The organism is Caulobacter sp. D5 (genome assembly GCF_003185805.1).
Lineage (GTDB): Bacteria > Pseudomonadota > Alphaproteobacteria > Caulobacterales > Caulobacteraceae > Caulobacter.
The window spans coordinates 1-16007 of the sequence record NZ_QHJY01000174.1 but is presented as its reverse complement, the minus strand read 5'-3'; the positions used below and the strand labels follow the sequence as shown (position 1 = coordinate 16007).

Genomic DNA, 16007 nt, shown 5'->3' with positions numbered 1-16007 from the left:
CACGGATGTCTCCGAACACCTGTCACGGATGTCCCCGGTCTGAACACCTATGGGAGAGGTTTCTTTTTCTTCCCCCACCTCGCGATCGCGTCCCGCGCCGGCTTCTCGAAGTACGTCAGCGACGCATAGCTCACCGGGATCAGCGCCAGGCCCCAGGCCAGGCACCACAGCCGCATGACGTCGCCGGTCAGATGCAGCATGCCAAGACCCACCCAGTTCAGGGCGATCTTCAGCACGATCGGGTGGAGCATGTAGACCGAGTAGGACAGCTGCCCCCACGGCGCCAGCCAGCGCACGACGGGGCCGGCCTTCGCCGGCGCGTTGTCGGCCGCCACGCCCAGCAGGCCGACGGCGTAGCAGACGAACAGCAGGAGGCTGCGGTCGAGCTGCACGGCCGCGCCGGCCACAAAGGCGATACAAGATCCGAAGAACCACCAGCGCGCGCCCGGCAGCCGGCCCAGCGGTCCGCGGATCCCATAGGCGATCATGCCGATCATGAAGCCCGGCGCGGCGCGGGCGATCCCGAAGTCGGCGGTCCACATGTGGAAGGGCTGGTTGGCGGCGGGCGCGAACAGCGGAACCGCGAACAGCGCCGCCAGGATCGCCGCCGTGGCCAGGGTCAGCCAGGCCGTCCCCCGTCCCGCCAGCCACAGCAGCACCGGCAGGATCAGGTACATCGCCCACTCGGCGCTGATCGACCAGCTGACGAAGTTGAAGGTCTGGGCCCGGCAGATGCCGAAGGCCTGCAGGTTCAGCAGGTTCGGCACGACGCAGGCGGGGTCGTAGCGGCTGGGGTCGCGGTCATTGACCAGGCCCAGCACCCCGGCGACGGCGACGGCGATGAAGACGCCCAGGGTCAGCCAGTGCAGCGGCATCAGCCGCGCCACCCGCTTCTGCAGGAACCAGCGGAAATCCGAAACCGTGCGGATCCGGCCCGTATAGACCGCGCTGATCACGTAGCCGGAGATGACGAAGAACAGGTCGACGAGCAGGCTGAAGCTCTTGACCGTGTCGTCCACCGCCTGCCAGCGGCCGTCGATATTGATGAACCGGTTGAAGTGGAAGACGACGATCAGCACCGCCCCCAGCGCCCGCAGGGCGTCCAGGTGCAGCATGTCGTCGGAATCGGTCTTGAGCGGCGGAAACGGTTTCACGCCGCAGTGGTGAGCGCCCCTTTGGAGACGGTCAAGCTCGGCCGGCTGGGAGCTTGCGACGGATCACGCCCACCACGCTGTAGGCATAGGCCGCCGACACCCCGCAGAAGTCGGCGATCAGGTCGCCGAACGACATGTCGCGGCCCACGAAGTGCTGCACCACCTCGATCAGCGCGCCGAACGCCACCAGCACCGCCCCGATCCGCCACAGCCGGCTCTTGGGCATGGCCAGGCACCCCAGCACGGCCAGGACGTAGAAGACGATGAAGTGCTTGGCCTTGTCCCACGGGATCAGCCCGACGCTGTCGTCGCCGGGCGTGACCGCCTTCCAGAAGGCGTAGGCGGCGGCCGCCGCGAACACGGCGAAGGCCAGCCAGTTGATCTTGCGCTTGAAGCTGCGGGACATCAGGGCTCCTGGAGAGACGCGAGCCCTGCCCTAGCCGCTCACCTGGGGCTTGAAAATGGCGGCGGGCGGCCTTCACGGCTTTCATTCGAAAGCTGCACGGAAACTGCTTATCCTGACGGGTCTTCCCAACCCGCGTCGATCAGGATCGCCAGCCGCTCGGCTTCGGAGAAATCCGACGCCATGCGTCCCAGGACCGGCATGCGCCGGTGGATCGCGACCACGGCGAGCGCGCTGCTGACCACATCGGGATCATCGGCCGTGCGCAGGGTGTCGAGCGCGGACGAGAACAGCGTCGTCCAGGCCTGCGTATAACCAGACGCCAGCCAGTCGGAAAGCGGTGGATTGCGATCATGGCCGCGCGACTGCTCGATGGTCGCCGCCAGGGCGTAGGCGTTCCGGCCGCCCGCCTTGCCGGCCGCCGCCAGCCGGGCCAAGTGCGGCACGGCGGCGTAGGAGGCCAGGTCGACATCGCCCTGGTGGTGAAGCTCTTCCCAGAGCTCGGACCAGGCAGCTTCTACATTCTGGCCGTCCTCGATCGCCCTAAGCGCCTTTCGAGGATCGCAGGGCAGCCGATAGCCGCCAAGCAGGCCTCCCCATCGCTCGTCCGAGAAATCCATGCTCGCCCCCACGAAAAAGCCCCCGGCCTGGGCCGGGGGCTGATCGAACCCTAGGAGGTCTCCGCGAACTTTAGAAGGTCAGCGCGCGGGCTTCCTTTACGTGCGGCAGGGCCTGGATCTTGGCCAGCAGCTCTTCGCTCGGGGCCTGGTCGACGCCGACCAGGGCGATGGCGTCCTCGTCGGCCGAGACGCGGCCCAGGTTGAAGGTGGCGATGTTGACGCCCGCTTCGCCCAGCAGCATGCCCAGCGCGCCGATGAAGCCCGGCTTGTCCAGGTTGTTGATGTAGAGCATGGCCGGCGAGAAGCCCGCGTCCAGCTCCATGCCCTTGACCTCGACGACGCGCGGGGCGCCGGCGATCACCGTGCCGGCGAAGACGCGCTTGCCCTTCTCGGTGGTGATGGTCACGCGCAGCAGCGAGTCGTAGGTCGGGCTCTTTTCCTGGCGGCTCTCGGAGACGGTGATGCCGCGCTCCTTGGCCACGGCCGGAGCCGAGACCATGTTGATCTCGGCCAGCATCGGCTTCAGCACGCCGGCGAGAGCCGCCGAGGTCAGCGGCTTGACGTTCAGGGCGGCGACTTCACCTTCGAAGGCGATGTCGATGGCCTTGATGCCGAAGTCGACCATCTGGCCGGCCAGGGCGCCGATCTTCTCGGCCAGGGCCACGAACGGCTTTAGCTTCGGGGCTTCCTCGGCGCTGACCGAGGGGCTGTTCAGGGCGTTGGTCACAGCGCCGGTCAGCAGGTAGTCGCTGACCTGCTCGGCGACCTGCAGGGCCACGTTCTCCTGGGCTTCGCTGGTCGAGGCGCCCAGGTGCGGGGTGGCCACCACCTTGTCCGAACCGAACAGCGGGTTTTCCTTGGCCGGCTCGGTGACGAACACGTCAAAGGCCGCGCCACCGACATGGCCGTCGTCCAGCAGCTTGCGCAGGGCGACTTCGTCGACCAGGCCGCCGCGGGCGCAGTTGACGATCAGCACGCCCTTCTTGGTCTTGGCCAGGTTCTCGGCCGACAGGATGTTGCGGGTCTTGTCGGTCAGCGGGGTGTGCAGGGTGATGACGTCGGCGCGGGCCAGCAGCTCTTCCAGCTCGACCTTCTCGACGCCCATTTCGATCGCGCGCTCGGGCGACAGGAAGGGGTCGTAGGCGACGACCTTCATCTTCAGGCCCAGGGCGCGGTCGGCGACGATGCCGCCGATATTGCCGGCGCCGATCAGGCCCAGGGTCTTGGCGTACAGCTCCACGCCCATGAAGCGGTTCTTTTCCCACTTGCCGGCCTGGGTGCTGGCGTCGGCGGCCGGCAGCTGGCGGGCCAGGGCGAACATCATGGCGATGGCGTGCTCGGCCGTGGTGATCGAGTTGCCGAACGGGGTGTTCATCACCACCACGCCTTTGGCGGTGGCGGCCGGGATGTCGACGTTGTCGACGCCGATGCCGGCGCGGGCGATGACCTGCAGCTTGTTGGCGGCGGCGATGACATCCTTGTCGAGCTTGGCGCCCGAGCGGATGGCGATGCCGTCATAGTCGCCGATGACGGCGATCAGTTCGTCCTTGGACAGACCGACCTTGATGTCGAAATCGACGCCGCGGTTCTTGAAGATGTCGACGGCGGCGGGGGAAAGCTTGTCGGCGATGAGGACGCGAGGAGCCATGGGCTAAGTTCCTTGATCGGTGGCGGCCGGTCGGGCCGCGATGTCTGTCTTGAAAGCCGCGCTCAGCGGAGCCAGCGCAGCATGTGCGGGAAGGGAGGGACGCCGCGTTCGGCCGCCAGGCGGGGCTCGACGCAGAGGCCGTAGTACTGGAGCAGCGGCACGCCGATGGCGCCGCCCGACGCGAAGGTCTCGGCCAGCCAGGCCGCCTCGCCCTTGTAGCCTTCCGGATGGAAGACCACGGCAGGATCCAGACCCAGATGGGTCAGGGCCGCCCAGGACCAGGCCAGCGTGGCCATTTCCTCGCCGTCGGTGGGCTCGAGCCGTTCGGCCTGGCGGCTTTGCGGCTCGGTGACGGCGATGTGGCCGGCCTCGTGCAGGATGTCGCCGGGATGGGCCAGGCGCCGCTCGTCGATCACCAACCCGCCGAACCGGATGTCCAGGCCCGGCAGGAAGGTGTCGTCGGGCAGCTCGCCCGCCCTCACGTCGATGCCGAGGCCGATGACGAAATCGGCCAGGCGCTGCGTGAGGGGGTCGGCGAACACCAGCGTCAGGCCGCTTGCAGGACCGCCGCCTTGGTTTCCGAGAAGGCCCAGTCGAGCCACGGGGTCAGGGCTTCCAGGTCCGAGGCCTCAACCGTGGCGCCGCACCAGATGCGCAGGCCGGCCGGAGCGTCGCGGTAGCCGCCGATGTCGAGGGCCGCGCCCTCCTTCTCGAGCAGGCTGGCCAGCTTCTTGGCGAAGTCGGCCTGGGCGTCGGCCGGCAGGGCGGCGATTTCGGCGTCGACCACCTTCAGGCACACCGAGGTGTTGGAGCGGATTTCCGGGCTGGCAGCCAGGAAATCGACCCAGGCGGTCTTCTCGACCCAGTCGGCCAGCACCTTGAGGTTCTGGTCGGCGCGGCCCTGCATGGCCTGCAGGCCGCCGATCGAGGCGCCCCATTGCAGGGCGTCCAGGGCGTCTTCCACGCACAGCATCGACGGGGTGTTGATCGTCGCGCCCTCGAACAGGTCGAGCGTGACCTTCCCGTTCTTGGTCATGCGGAACAGCTTGGGCATCGGCCAGGCCGGCACGTAGCTTTCCAGGCGGGCCACGGCGCGCGGCGACAGGATCAGGATCCCGTGCGCGCCCTCGCCGCCCAGCGCCTTCTGCCAGGAGAAGGTCACGACATCGAGCTTGGTCCAGTCCAGGTCCTGGGCGAAGGCGGCGCTGGTGGCGTCGCAGATGGTGATGCCTTCACGGTCGTCCGAGATGAAGTCGGCGTTGGGCACGCGCACGCCCGAGGTCGTGCCGTTCCAGGTGAAGACCAGATCCTTGGCCGGATCGACCTTGGCGGTGTCGGGCAGCTCGCCGTACGGGGCGCTCAGCACCTCGACGTCGGGCAGCTTCAGTTGCTTGGTGACGTCCGTGACCCAGTCCTTGCCGAAGGACTCGAAGGCCAAGAGTTGCACGGGGCGGGCGCCGAGCATCGACCACATCGCCATTTCGACGGCGCCGGTGTCCGAACCGGGGACGATGCCGATCAGGAAGTCGGCGGGCACTTCGAGCACGTCGCGCGTCTGGTCGATGGCGGCCTTCAGGCGCGCCTTGCCCAGCTTGGAGCGGTGCGAGCGGCCCAGGACCGCGTTCCTCAGATTTTCGGGGGACCAGCCGGGGCGCTTGGCGCAGGGGCCGGAAGAGAACTCGGGGCGAGCCGGACGGATTGCCGGCTTGGCGAGGGTAGTCATGGCGATGTCTCCCATCCTTACAGATGGACTGCGCCCCGTTGGGGGGGCGTGGCCCGCCGGCGAGAAACCCCGTTTCCGCCGCGAACGCAAGCGCCATTTTCTGGAATTTTATTCCGCTGGGCGCGACCGATCGTCCGCGCTCGGCAATTATTTTGCGGAACGCGCCTTGCGGCGCCAGGCCAGGATCGTGCCCAGCAGGATGCAGGCCAGCACCCCGATCGTGTTGATGTTGTTGACCATCTTGTAGAGGTTGTCGTGCGCCTTCTCAGCCACGAGGTAGTAGGCGTGCAGGCTGAACTGCACAGCCTGCAGCAGCATCGCCACGCCCAGCCAGGCGCTGACGAAACGCATGGCCAGCAGCAGGAAGACCACCGCCAGGGCCGCATCGTCGATCAGCAGGACCACCGGCTGAATCGCCGGCGGCAGCAGCAGGTGGATGGCCGAAACGCCGACGCTGCCGATCACCACCGCCAGGGCGGCCAGCCGTTCGGCCTTACCGCCCTTCGCCCACGCGAGCGCCGCCAGCGCGATGATCGCGCCCCATATGACGACGGCGATGAGGTTTCCAAACATGCGCAAGGCCCCTAACGCAAATTAGGGGCCTTGCTAAGTTAAAGTCTTGCAACTTCGCCGTCAGGCGACGCCGCGCAGGTCCGTCGACTTCTGACCGGTGGTCGTGACGTTGTCTTCCTTGACTTCCACACCCGCGAGCTTGGTGCGGATACCCACGCGGAGTTTCACTTCGCTGAGCTCGTTGTGCATGCCGACCATGGCGCTGCGGGCTTCTCCCAGCGCAGCCAGGGCCTCGACCAGCTTCGCGCTGGCCTTGTCGCCGACGACGGCCGACAGACCAAGGTCCTTACGGGCCTTCAGCATGTCCGACATCAGTTCGGCGGCGTTCACCATCGCCGCATCGACGGCGTTTTCGGTCGCAAACAACTTGTTGGCGACACGTTGAGCAACAAACACTTTTTCCACGTACCCGACTCCTCCAGAGAACCGAGTCAAAAGGTAAACGAATCATTAATGCCGCCGCAATCGAAAATGCGCCCTAGCGTTGTTTTGTCGCGACTGCACCTGGGGCTGGAAGCGAAGCGTTAGGAACCTGCCGGCAAAATGCCCGTGCTTGACCTGCCGGAAGGCCCATGGACGACACGAGGCACATCTCCGAAACTTCGGCTCACGCGCCTTTACAGGCGCGGATCGCCGGCGTTGCGCTGGGCACGACGATCGCCGCCCTGACCGCCGCATGCCTGTGCTTCATGCTCCAGCAGTGGAGCGTCGCCCGCCAGGAAGCCCGCGAGAACCATCGCGTCCTGGCCGAGATGGTCGCCGCCGGCGCCGCCGCCTCCCTCGCCGACCACAACGCCGTGGGCGCCAGCCGCGCCCTCGACGCGGTCATCAAGGCCCCGCACGTGGCCGGCGCCCGCCTCACCGACACCTCGGGCCAGATCGTGGCCCGCATCGGCGTCGAGAACGAAGACAACGTCGAGACCCTGACCCGTCCGGTGACCCTGTCGGGCCGCAAGGTCGGCGAACTGTCGCTGGTGGCGCGCCAGCCCAGCCTGGTAGAAATCCTGGCCCGCGACCTCGCCCTGACGGGAGCCCTGTTCTTCGGCGCCGCGGGTCTGGCCATCCTTCTGGCCAACAGCCTGGCCCGGCGGATGACCAAGCCGATGCAGCGGCTGTCGGACGCCATGCACGACATGGCCCAGGGCGGCCGCTACAGCCCTGTCCAGCAGGCCAGCGACGACGACGTCTTCCACAGCCTGACCGACAGCTTCAACCACCTGGTGGCCCGCCTCGAGGCCAATGACCACGACCTGCGCTCGGCCATGGGCGAACTGGTCAAGGCCCGCGACGACGCCAACGCCGCCAACGTGCTGAAGTCGCACTTCCTGGCCAATATGAGCCACGAGATCCGCACGCCCCTGAACGGCGTGCTGGCCATGACCGAAGTGATGGCCATGGACGACCTGTCGTCCAAGCAGCGCGAGCGCCTGTCGGTGATCCGCGAATCGGGCGGCCTGCTGCTGGCGGTGCTGAACGACGTGCTCGACCTGTCGAAGATCGAGGCAGGCCGCCTGGAGCTGGTCGAACGCGATTTCGACCTTTCCGCCCTCGCCTCCTCGCTGCGCGAGACCTTCGTCGACCAGGCCCGCGACAAGGGCCTGGACTTCGGCGTCATGGTCGCCCCCGAGGCCCTGGGCGGCTGGCACGGCGACGTGGATCGCCTGCGCCAGATCCTCAACAACCTGGTGTCCAACGCCCTGAAGTTCACGCTGGAAGGCGCGGTCTCGGTCCGCTTCGCCTCGGCCGAGGACGGCTCGGGCCTGCGCATCGACGTCACCGACACCGGCATCGGCATCGCCGCCGACATCCTGCCGCGCCTGTTCGACAAGTTCGTCCAGGCCGACAGCTCGACCACCCGCCGCTTCGGCGGTTCGGGCCTGGGCCTGTCGATCTGCCGCGAGCTGGCCGCCGTCATGGGCGGGGGCATCCACGTGCAGAGCCGCGAGGGCCAGGGCTCGACCTTCACCGTCGTCGTGGCCATGCCGCGCGGCGAGGGCGAGATCGCCCAGGCCGCTCCGGTCGACGAGCCTTCCGACGCCGCCGCCGGCCGCCGTCTGCGCGTGCTGGCCGCCGACGACAACCTGACCAACCAGAAGGTCATCGCCGCCGTCCTGGCCCCGCTGGGCGCCGAGGTGGCGCTGGTCGCCGACGGCGCGGCCTGCGTCGAGGCCTGGCGCAGCGGCGGTCACGACGTGATCCTGATGGACATCCACATGCCGGTGATGGACGGCGTCGAAGCCGCCCGCACCATCCGTTCGCTGGAAGCCGCCGAGGGCCGCGCCCGCACCCCGATCGTGGCGGTCACCGCCAACGCCCTGGTCCACCAGGTCGAGGGCTATCTGGCCGCCGGCATGGACGGCCACGTGGCCAAGCCGATCGAGGTCACCAAGCTCTACGCCGCCATCGAGGACGCCGTGGCCGCCGCGGCCCGCATGGCGGCCGCCGCCTAGCCCCCTCGCCCTGAGCTTGTCCAGGGACGCCTTCAGGTAGATGAACCCAACATAACGACGGGCTCAGAACCGCTTCAGGCGGGACGTGGTTTCTTCTCCTCAACGCCGCCGACAAGGACGGCGGATCAGATTGAGAAGGAACCGAACCGATGAAGAAGATCATTCTCCCGATCGTTGCGGTCTCGGCCCTGGCGGCCGCCACCCTCCCCGCCGCGGCCATGGCCCAGCAACCCATCAACCAGCGCCAGGCGCAGCTTGAGCAGCGGATCGACCGCGGCGTGCGCAACGGCGACCTGAACCGCCAGGAAGCCCGCCGCCTGAACGGCGAACTGCGCGAAGTGGCCCGCCTCGAGCACCGCTACCGCGCCGGCGGCCTGAACGGCTGGGAACGCAACGACCTCGACCGTCGCCTGGACCGCATCAGCGCCCAGATCCGCTACGAGCGTCATGACCGCGACTACGGTTACGGCTACGGCCGCGGCGACCGCAACGACCACCGCGGTCGCTGGTAGTCTCGACTAGAAAGCCGGCTCCACCCGGAGCCGGCTTTCCACCACCGTAAGGCCGCGGCCGCGCAGGATCACGCGCGCGCCGCGGCTTTCGCATGACAGGTCCCCGCCCCGGCCCGGATAGGCCTGGTGGAACTCAAGCGCCGTCTTGCCCAGCTTGTCGCCATAGAGCGGCATCAGGATGCAGTGGGCTGAGCCCGTGGTCGGATCCTCAGGGATCCCCGCCGCCGGCGCGAAGAAGCGGCTGACCACCGCATAGGGCCGGCCCGCATCGGCCAGGGCGACGGCGATGACCTGGCCCTTGCCGTCGCTCGCCTCGCTTCCGAGGCGGTTGAGGGCGGCGAAATCCGGCTCCAGCCGCCGCACGGCCGCCTCGTCCTCCAGCACCGCCACCAGATAGGCCCCGGCCCAGGCCTCGACCACCGGCGCGCCCAGGGCGTCGGCCAGACCCTCTGGGATCTCGACCCGGCGCGGCGGATTGGCCGGGAAGTCCATCTCCAGCCGCTCGCCGTCGCGCCGCACCCGCAGCTCGCCCGACAGGGTGTCGAAGGCCAGCACCTCGACGTCCGCGCCCAGTTCCGCGAACAGGGCGTGGGCCGAAGCCAGCGTGGCGTGGCCGCACAGCGGCGCCTCCCGGGCCGGGGTGAACCAGCGCAGGCCGTAGCGGGCCGGATCGGCGGTCTTCAGCAGGAAGGCCGTCTCGGCCTGGTTGTTCTCGGCCGCCAGGGCCTGCATCCAGGCGTCGCTCGGCCAGCGGTCGAACGGCTCGACCACGCAGGCCGGGTTGCCCTTGAAGGGGGCGGACGCGAAGGCGTCGATGGTCCATTGGCGCATGGGGCTTCTCCCAAAAATCAGGCGGCGACTTCTTCGGCCGGCAGGAAGGGCGTGATCGCCGCCATGGCGCGGGCGACGTAGACGTCTTTCTCCGCCACCGGCGCGACATAGCGGATGGCCTCCTCGGCCTCGGCCAGGCCCGCCAGCCGCGCGATCGTCCAGGCGGCCAGGTACTGCGAGGCCAGGCAGCCGCCGGCGGTGGCGACATTGCCGTGGGCCACGAACGGCGCGTCCAGCACCTGGACGCCGGCTTCGACCACCCAGGGCTTGGTCGTCAGGTCCGTGCAGGCCGGCAGGTCGCCGACGAGGCCGAGCTTGGCCAGCAGCAGGGTTCCCGAGCACTGGGCGCCGATCAGTTGGCGCGAGGGATCCAGCTTCAGCCGCGACAGCAGGTCCGCATCGGCGGCGATCTCGCGGGTCTTCGACCCGCTGCCGATCAGCACGGCGTCGGCCTCGGCGGCGAATTCGAGGGGCTGCTGGCGCTGCACCGTCACCCCGTTCAGCGAGGTGACCTCCGGCGTCGGCGCGGTGATCCAGGCCGCCCAGCCCTTGGCCTTCATGCGATTGAGGATCGCCGCGGCGATGAACGAGTCCAGCTCGTTGTAGCCATCGAACGTCAGAACCGCGATCCGCAACCGAGCCTCCTCTTGCGTGAGGCTCAAGCGGTAACGGGCAATGACCCATGAAGCAAAAGGAGTATTGTCATCATGACAATACTCCTTCGCGGAACGTCAGGCGCTCTCGACCGTCTTCGGCAGGCCCGCGCGGTAGACGAAATTCCGCAGCCGCACCTCGCCCGGCCCCGCCGCGTAGATCCCGACCTTCAGGCTGATGAAGCCGCCGAAGACGTTGTGGTGCAGGCCCGAGACCTCCATCCGCGTGCCGTGGCGGGTCCAGGTCGCGCCGTCGTCATAGGAGTACCAGTACGTCACGACGTGTTCGTCGTTGCGCACCTTCAGGCGCACGCTGCGAGTCTCGTGCGCGATCCGCGCCCAGGCCAGCTCCTCGGAATACTGGAAGGTCTTCAGCGCCGTCGGCGTGACGCCCAGGCCGACGAAGGCCTTGTGATTGTAGAACAGCAGGATCCCCGCCTCGGCGTCGCCGATCAGGTCCAGCGAGATCTCGGCCTCGTACGAACGGTCGCCGACGATGCAGGTCAGCGGCGCGCTGTCGATCGGCGAGGTTCCCGAGCCCTTCAGGCGAAGGCCCTTGGTCTCGAAGGTCGCGCGCTCGCCCTCGCCGGGCTTGGGATCATGGAAGGCCCACTGCAGGCCGAAGCGGTCGGCCGAGAAGTCGTCCGAAAGGTTGAAACCCGACGGCCCGGCCTTGCCGCCGCGCGGCTTGCGGATCGGCTTGGAGAGGTCGCCGCCCAGGGGCCTGAACCAGCCGTCAGCGGTCCATTCGATCGGCTCCAGCAGGGTCTGGCGACCCAGGGTGCGAAAGCCGTTCTCGTAGGCGTGATAGACCATCCACCAGTCGCCGGCCGGGCCTTCGACCAGGCTGGCGTGGCCGCGCGACCACCAGGGCTCGGCCTCGCTGCGGGTGCGCACCAGCGGATTGTGCGGGCAGTGCTCCCACGGCCCGTTCACCGAGCGCGAGCGGGCGGCGATGACCATGTGGCCGGTCACCGGCCCGGCCGTGCCGCCGACGGCGGTGATCAGGTAGAACCAGCCGTCGTGGCGCAGCAGCTTGGGGCCTTCGGGCGCGAAGTTCTCGACGATCCAGTCATCGGGATAGCGCCAGGGGTCATAGGCCTTTTCCAGCTGGCCGTCGGTGGCCAGGCCGTCGTCGGTCAGGCGGATCCTGCGCACGCCGTTGACGAACAGGTAGCGCTTGCCGTCCTCGCCGACCACGTGGCCGGGATCGATGCAGCCGCTGATCTTCAGGTCGACAGGATCGCTCCATGGCCCCTCGATGCTGTCGGCCCAGATGGCGAAGATCGACCAGCCCTGCCCCGTCGGATCGGCCGGAATGTAGATGAAGTAGCGACCGTCGTGCCTGACCAGATCCACCGCCCAGATCGTACCGAGCGGCTTGCGCAAGGCCGGGCCGACCGGGGTCCAGTTCACCAGATCCGTCGACTTCCAGATCACCAGGCCCGGATAGGCCAGGAACGACGAGAACGTCATGTAGTAGACGTCGCCGTCCTTGAGGATCGTCGGGTCCGGATGATCGCCGGCGATGATCGGGTTCAGGTAGGTCCCGTCGCCCAGGTCGGCCGTGCGGCGGCCGTCGGGACCCTTGCCCCAGGTCGGGACCGCTGCCTTGGCCGCCGGCTTGGCCTCGGCGGCTTGCGCGGCCAAGACCGGCGCGACAAGCGCCGGCGCGGCGGCGGCGCCCGCCAGGAGGCCTTTGAACAGGGTGCGGCGCGGCAGGGCCATGGAGGTCGCTCACGAAAATGATAGCGCTATCAAATTCCGTAGAGCGGCGCGGCCACGCCGTCCAGAGCGGTCACCCCTCGACGGTGATCTCCGGCCAGCGGGCCTTGGCCGAGCCGGTGGTGCGCGCCCAGCCGCCTGCCCCCTTCACCCGCAGCGGGTTGGGCCGCAGGCGCAGGGCGAAGAGGTCGTCCAGGCCGAACGGCGCCCAGACGCGCAAGGCGTCATCCGCCTCCAGCCGCACGCCGACGCAGAAGGCGGTGGCCACGAACCGCTCCAGGGCCTCGGCGCTGGAACGGAGGGCCGGATAGGGCTCGTCGGCGCCGAACTTCTTCTCGAACCAGAGATGCACGCGGGCCTGGTTGCGCACTTCGACCAGCTCGCGCAGCGGCGGCTCGAACGCGGCGGCGACGCGCTGGATCACGACGTCCTCGGCCTCGTACGAGGTGTCGCTGTCGTCGTGATAGGCGACGTCGTAGTCCTTGATGCCGTAGTCCAGCGGCCGGCCGGTCAGGCTGTTGAACACCGGCTGGTAGACCGCGCCGGAGAAGATCATCCAGTCTTGCAGGTCGAGGTCCCGCACGGTGCGCAGCACTTCCATCGTCGTCGGCGTGGCGCGGACGATCTCGATCAGGCGGGCTTGCAGGTTCTGGGTCATTTGCGCACCGGCCAGGCGTGGTCGAGCGGGCCGTGGCCCTGTCCCAGGCCCGGGGCGCGCAGCATGGCCTCGTGGACGTAGTTCCAGGCCCGGGCGACGGCCTGCGTCAACGGCAGGCCCTGCGACAGGCCGGTGGCGATGGCGCTGGCCAGGGTGCAGCCGGTGCCGTGGGTGTGGCGGGTGTCGATCCGCTCGCCCTCGAAGCTGGTCTCGCCCTGGCGGGTGATCAGCAGGTCCACGACCCGTTCGCCCGCCACATGGCCGCCCTTCATCAGGACGGCGTGGGCGCCGAGCTCCAGCAGGGCCTCGCCGGCGCGGCGCTGGTCGTCGATGGTCTCGACCGGCAGACCGGTCAGGGCCGAAGCCTCCGGCGCATTGGGGGTCAGCAGCGTGGCGCGGGGGATCATCAGCGCCTTGACCGCGTCGATCGCCCGGTCGGCCAGCAGCGGCGCGCCGCCCTTGGCGATCATCACCGGATCGACGACGGCCGGCACGTGCGGAGCGCTGGCCAGCACCCGGGCCACGGTCTCGACCACGCCGACGTCGCCCAGCATGCCGGTCTTGAAGGCGTCGGCGCCGATGTCGTCGAGCACGGCGCGGGCCTGGGCCTCGATCACATCCAGCGGGATCGGATACACCCCGGTGACGCCCAGGGTGTTCTGCACGGTGATGGCGGTGATCGCCGTGGCCGCGTAGCCGCCAAGCGCGGTGACGGTCTTGATGTCGGCCTGGACGCCCGCCCCGCCGCCGGAATCGGATCCGGCCAGGACGAGGACGCGGCCCAGAAAGGGTCCGGCGGGAATGGCGGAATCGGGGGAAGGCGCTTGGGTCACGCGCCTGTCCTACCCCGCTTTGAAGTCGGTTTGAACGGGGGTCAGGCGACGCCGAAGGCGCCCAAGAAAGACGTCAGGCGACGCCGAAGGCGGCGGTCAGGCGGTCGAACTGGGCCTGGACGGGGCGCGGGGCCTCGTCGACGGCGGCGGCCTCGACATACATGCGGCGGTCCAGGTGGCGGACCCGCTCGTACAGGCGCTCGGAGCGCTGCAGCAGGTTCACCAGGCCGAAGGGCAGGTCCTCGATCGCGGCGGCCTGCTCGCTGGCCTCGACGGCGAGGCGGTAGTTCTCGGCGCAGGCGGCCTCGGGGGCCATCTCGCCTTCCTTCACCGCGCGCTGCACCAGCAGCCACGAGGCCACCTGCATCAGCCGGGTGGTCAGGCGCATGCTTTCGCTGGCGTAGGCCAGGGCGGCGTTGCGCGACAGGATCTTGCTGTCATGACGGCCGGCCCCGTCGAGATAGGCCGCGGTCTCCTCGACCAGCAGCATGCCCTCGTCGAAGGTGCGGTCGAACAGTTCGGAGCGCGCGAAGTCCTGGATGACTCCCGCCCGCCAGGGGGCCGTGGACGCGTTCGGATCGGTCATGTCTACTCAATGCCTCTAAGGCCGCGAGGACGTCTCGCTTGAGGAGGCGGACTGCAACCCCCGTGCCAAGTCTTAACGTCCCGTTTCGCGACCGCCCCGACTCACTGTGACCGACGGACGCGCCTCAAGGTCCACGGGTAGCGTAAACCATTCGTTAGTCGAGGCGACCAAACAGCGCATCGGCCGCGGCGCGTCCGGCTTTCTTCTTGCTGAGCTGGGCTTTGGTGCGGGCGATTTCGGCCTCGAGGGCCTCGATCCGCTCCTCCAGTTCGCGCACGCCGTAGATCTCCAGATCCTCGTGCGCAGCCGTGTTCAACGCGTCGCCGCGGAACGCGCGCGGCTCGACCGGCTCTTCCATCATCGGCCATCCTCCCTTTCCGATCGACCATCAGACGCCTACCTAGGGCGCGACGCAAGCGCGACGGAGCCGCCAGCATGTCCCAGACCATGACCGCGATCGAGATCGAAGGCGGCAAGGGGGCGGCCGACGCCCTGCGCCCCGCGGAGGTGGAGCGCCCCGTTCCGGGGCCGGGCGAGATCCTGATCCGGGTGCGCGCGGCGGGCGTCAATCGTCCGGACCTGTTGCAGCGCCTGGGGTTCTATCCGCCGCCGCCCGGCGCGCCGACGACGCTGGGCCTGGAGGTCGCCGGCGAGGTCGAGGTCGCCGCCGGACGCTGGAAGGTCGGCGACAAGGTCTGCGCGCTTCTGGGCGGCGGGGGCTATGCGCAATACGCCGTGGTCGACGCCCGCCAGGCCCTGCCCGCGCCCGAAGGCTTTGATTTCGTTCACGCCGCGGCCCTGCCCGAGACGGTGTTCACCGTCTTCGCCAATGTGTTCGAACATGGCGCGCTGAAGCCTGGCGAGACCATTTTGATTCATGGTGGGACGTCCGGGATCGGGACAACGGCGATCGCCATGGCCAAGGCGGCCGGCGCGATCGTCATCGCCACCGGTCGCGGGGCCGACAAGAAGGCCAAGGCGCTCGAACTCGGAGCCGACCTGGCGGTCGACGCCAAGACCGAGGACTTCGCCGAAATCGCCAAGGCCGCCGGCGGCGTCGACGTGGTGCTCGACATGGTCGGGGCCGCCTATTTCGACAAGAACCTCGACGCCCTGAAGACCGGCGGCCGCATCGTCTACATCGCCGCCCTGGCCGGCGGGGTGCTGGAAGTCCCGGTGATGAAGGTGATGCAGAAGCGCGCCGTGATCACCGGCTCGACCCTGCGCCCCCGCCCCGCCGACGAAAAGGCCCGCCTGGCCGCCGAGGTCGAGCGGGTGGTCTGGCCATGGATCGCGGCCGGCAAGCTCAAGCCCATCGTCGACGCCACTTTCCCCCTGGCCGAGGCGGCCAAGGCCCATGCGCACCTGGAGGCGGGCGAGCACGTGGGCAAGGTGGTGCTGACCACCTGAGCCTTCTCCCCGTTTGTCCTTCTCCCCTTGCGGGAGAGGGAACGGGTTGGCGATCTCATGCGGCGGGCCGCTGAGGTGATGGAGAGGGCGCGGGGCGTCCGGGCCACGCCCGGAGCTGATTGTGTAATACCGTTTCGACGAAGCTGGACGCCCCGCGCGATCGTTATGCCTCAGGCCGGGGCGCGCGGGCCTCTTCCGCCCTTCACCCCCTTCGGCGTATGCCTTCCC

18 protein-coding genes are annotated in these 16007 nt (G+C 68.8%); 3 read left to right on the top strand and 15 right to left on the bottom strand.

Going from position 1 to position 16007, the window contains the following annotated elements; all coding sequences use genetic code 11:
- Nucleotides 1–47: 47 nt before the first annotated feature.
- From DMC18_RS12760 to DMC18_RS12725, 8 genes are all read right to left on the bottom strand, one after another.
- A complete protein-coding gene (locus DMC18_RS12760) occupies nucleotides 48–1154 on the bottom strand; it encodes an acyltransferase (RefSeq protein WP_110121607.1) in 1107 nt (368 codons plus the stop codon).
- A gap of 31 nt (nucleotides 1155–1185) precedes the next feature.
- On the bottom strand, nucleotides 1186–1560 hold the full coding sequence (locus DMC18_RS12755; RefSeq protein WP_110121608.1) for a VanZ family protein: 375 nt from the start codon (nucleotides 1558–1560) through the stop codon (nucleotides 1186–1188).
- Nucleotides 1561–1667: 107 nt separating this feature from the next.
- Nucleotides 1668–2177, bottom strand: coding sequence for a hypothetical protein (locus DMC18_RS12750; protein ID WP_110121609.1), 510 nt, complete (start codon nucleotides 2175–2177; stop codon nucleotides 1668–1670).
- 70 nt (nucleotides 2178–2247) lie between these two features.
- On the bottom strand, nucleotides 2248–3825 hold the full coding sequence (serA, locus tag DMC18_RS12745) for a phosphoglycerate dehydrogenase (RefSeq protein ID WP_110121610.1): 1578 nt from the start codon (nucleotides 3823–3825) through the stop codon (nucleotides 2248–2250).
- Nucleotides 3826–3887: 62 nt separating this feature from the next.
- Nucleotides 3888–4367 (bottom strand): hypothetical protein, encoded by a 480-nt coding sequence (locus DMC18_RS12740; protein WP_233245350.1) that lies wholly within the window; start codon nucleotides 4365–4367, stop codon nucleotides 3888–3890.
- Between the two features lie 5 nt (nucleotides 4368–4372).
- Nucleotides 4373–5548: a phosphoserine transaminase gene (locus DMC18_RS12735; RefSeq protein ID WP_110121611.1), complete on the bottom strand. Its 1176-nt coding sequence runs from the start codon at nucleotides 5546–5548 to the stop codon at nucleotides 4373–4375.
- 147 nt (nucleotides 5549–5695) lie between these two features.
- Nucleotides 5696–6121, bottom strand: coding sequence for a hypothetical protein (locus DMC18_RS12730; protein WP_110121612.1), 426 nt, complete (start codon nucleotides 6119–6121; stop codon nucleotides 5696–5698).
- Nucleotides 6122–6181: 60 nt separating this feature from the next.
- Nucleotides 6182–6526, bottom strand: a complete 345-nt coding sequence (locus tag DMC18_RS12725; RefSeq protein WP_110121613.1) for a hypothetical protein — start codon at nucleotides 6524–6526, stop codon at nucleotides 6182–6184.
- 167 nt (nucleotides 6527–6693) lie between these two features.
- Between DMC18_RS12725 and DMC18_RS12720 the strand changes: the two genes are divergently transcribed.
- Together DMC18_RS12720 and DMC18_RS12715 are read left to right on the top strand one after the other, a co-directional pair.
- Nucleotides 6694–8571 carry an ATP-binding protein gene (locus DMC18_RS12720; protein WP_110121614.1) on the top strand — a complete coding sequence of 626 codons (1878 nt, stop codon included), beginning with the start codon at nucleotides 6694–6696 and terminating at the stop codon, nucleotides 8569–8571.
- A 149-nt stretch (nucleotides 8572–8720) separates the two neighbouring features.
- Entirely contained in the window at nucleotides 8721–9083 is a 363-nt protein-coding gene (locus DMC18_RS12715) for a hypothetical protein (protein ID WP_110121615.1), read from the top strand.
- A 6-nt stretch (nucleotides 9084–9089) separates the two neighbouring features.
- On the opposite strand, the gene DMC18_RS12710 is transcribed toward DMC18_RS12715, so the two are convergent.
- The 7 genes from DMC18_RS12710 to DMC18_RS12680 form a co-directional block, all read right to left on the bottom strand.
- A complete protein-coding gene (locus tag DMC18_RS12710) occupies nucleotides 9090–9914 on the bottom strand; it encodes a PhzF family phenazine biosynthesis protein (RefSeq protein ID WP_110121616.1) in 825 nt (274 codons plus the stop codon).
- A gap of 17 nt (nucleotides 9915–9931) precedes the next feature.
- Entirely contained in the window at nucleotides 9932–10549 is a 618-nt protein-coding gene (locus DMC18_RS12705) for a DJ-1/PfpI family protein (RefSeq protein WP_110121617.1), read from the bottom strand.
- Nucleotides 10550–10645: 96 nt separating this feature from the next.
- Nucleotides 10646–12295 (bottom strand): family 43 glycosylhydrolase, encoded by a 1650-nt coding sequence (locus tag DMC18_RS12700; RefSeq protein WP_110121618.1) that lies wholly within the window; start codon nucleotides 12293–12295, stop codon nucleotides 10646–10648.
- Between the two features lie 70 nt (nucleotides 12296–12365).
- A complete protein-coding gene (locus DMC18_RS12695) occupies nucleotides 12366–12950 on the bottom strand; it encodes a nucleotidyltransferase family protein (protein WP_110121619.1) in 585 nt (194 codons plus the stop codon).
- Nucleotides 12947–13735, bottom strand: coding sequence for a bifunctional hydroxymethylpyrimidine kinase/phosphomethylpyrimidine kinase (gene thiD, locus DMC18_RS12690; RefSeq protein ID WP_110121624.1), 789 nt, complete (start codon nucleotides 13733–13735; stop codon nucleotides 12947–12949). The genes DMC18_RS12695 and thiD overlap by 4 nt, the downstream gene beginning before the upstream one ends.
- A 121-nt stretch (nucleotides 13736–13856) precedes the next feature.
- Entirely contained in the window at nucleotides 13857–14369 is a 513-nt protein-coding gene (locus DMC18_RS12685) for a DUF1465 family protein (RefSeq protein WP_110121620.1), read from the bottom strand.
- A 154-nt stretch (nucleotides 14370–14523) separates the two neighbouring features.
- A complete protein-coding gene (locus tag DMC18_RS12680) occupies nucleotides 14524–14730 on the bottom strand; it encodes a DUF1192 domain-containing protein (protein ID WP_110121621.1) in 207 nt (68 codons plus the stop codon).
- Between the two features lie 74 nt (nucleotides 14731–14804).
- On the opposite strand from DMC18_RS12680, the gene DMC18_RS12675 reads away from it, so the two are divergent.
- Nucleotides 14805–15779, top strand: a complete 975-nt coding sequence (locus DMC18_RS12675) for an NAD(P)H-quinone oxidoreductase (RefSeq protein ID WP_110121622.1) — start codon at nucleotides 14805–14807, stop codon at nucleotides 15777–15779.
- The last annotated feature ends 228 nt before the right edge of the window (nucleotides 15780–16007 follow it).

Bases quoted from the DNA above. Each gene is read 5' to 3' on its own strand.
- DMC18_RS12700 (WP_110121618.1), bottom strand. From the start codon at position 12,295: ATGGCCCTGCCGCGCCGCACCCTGTTCAAAGGCCTCCTGGCGGGCGCC.
- DMC18_RS12750 (WP_110121609.1), bottom strand. From the start codon at position 2,177: ATGGATTTCTCGGACGAGCGATGGGGAGGCCTGCTTGGCGGCTATCGG.
- DMC18_RS12720 (WP_110121614.1), top strand. From the start codon at position 6,694: ATGGACGACACGAGGCACATCTCCGAAACTTCGGCTCACGCGCCTTTA.
- DMC18_RS12685 (WP_110121620.1), bottom strand. From the start codon at position 14,369: ATGACCGATCCGAACGCGTCCACGGCCCCCTGGCGGGCGGGAGTCATC.
- DMC18_RS12695 (WP_110121619.1), bottom strand. From the start codon at position 12,950: ATGACCCAGAACCTGCAAGCCCGCCTGATCGAGATCGTCCGCGCCACG.
- serA (WP_110121610.1), bottom strand. From the start codon at position 3,825: ATGGCTCCTCGCGTCCTCATCGCCGACAAGCTTTCCCCCGCCGCCGTC.
- DMC18_RS12715 (WP_110121615.1), top strand. From the start codon at position 8,721: ATGAAGAAGATCATTCTCCCGATCGTTGCGGTCTCGGCCCTGGCGGCC.
- DMC18_RS12710 (WP_110121616.1), bottom strand. From the start codon at position 9,914: ATGCGCCAATGGACCATCGACGCCTTCGCGTCCGCCCCCTTCAAGGGC.
- DMC18_RS12680 (WP_110121621.1), bottom strand. From the start codon at position 14,730: ATGATGGAAGAGCCGGTCGAGCCGCGCGCGTTCCGCGGCGACGCGTTG.
- DMC18_RS12735 (WP_110121611.1), bottom strand. From the start codon at position 5,548: ATGACTACCCTCGCCAAGCCGGCAATCCGTCCGGCTCGCCCCGAGTTC.
- DMC18_RS12755 (WP_110121608.1), bottom strand. From the start codon at position 1,560: ATGTCCCGCAGCTTCAAGCGCAAGATCAACTGGCTGGCCTTCGCCGTG.
- DMC18_RS12730 (WP_110121612.1), bottom strand. From the start codon at position 6,121: ATGTTTGGAAACCTCATCGCCGTCGTCATATGGGGCGCGATCATCGCG.
- DMC18_RS12675 (WP_110121622.1), top strand. From the start codon at position 14,805: ATGTCCCAGACCATGACCGCGATCGAGATCGAAGGCGGCAAGGGGGCG.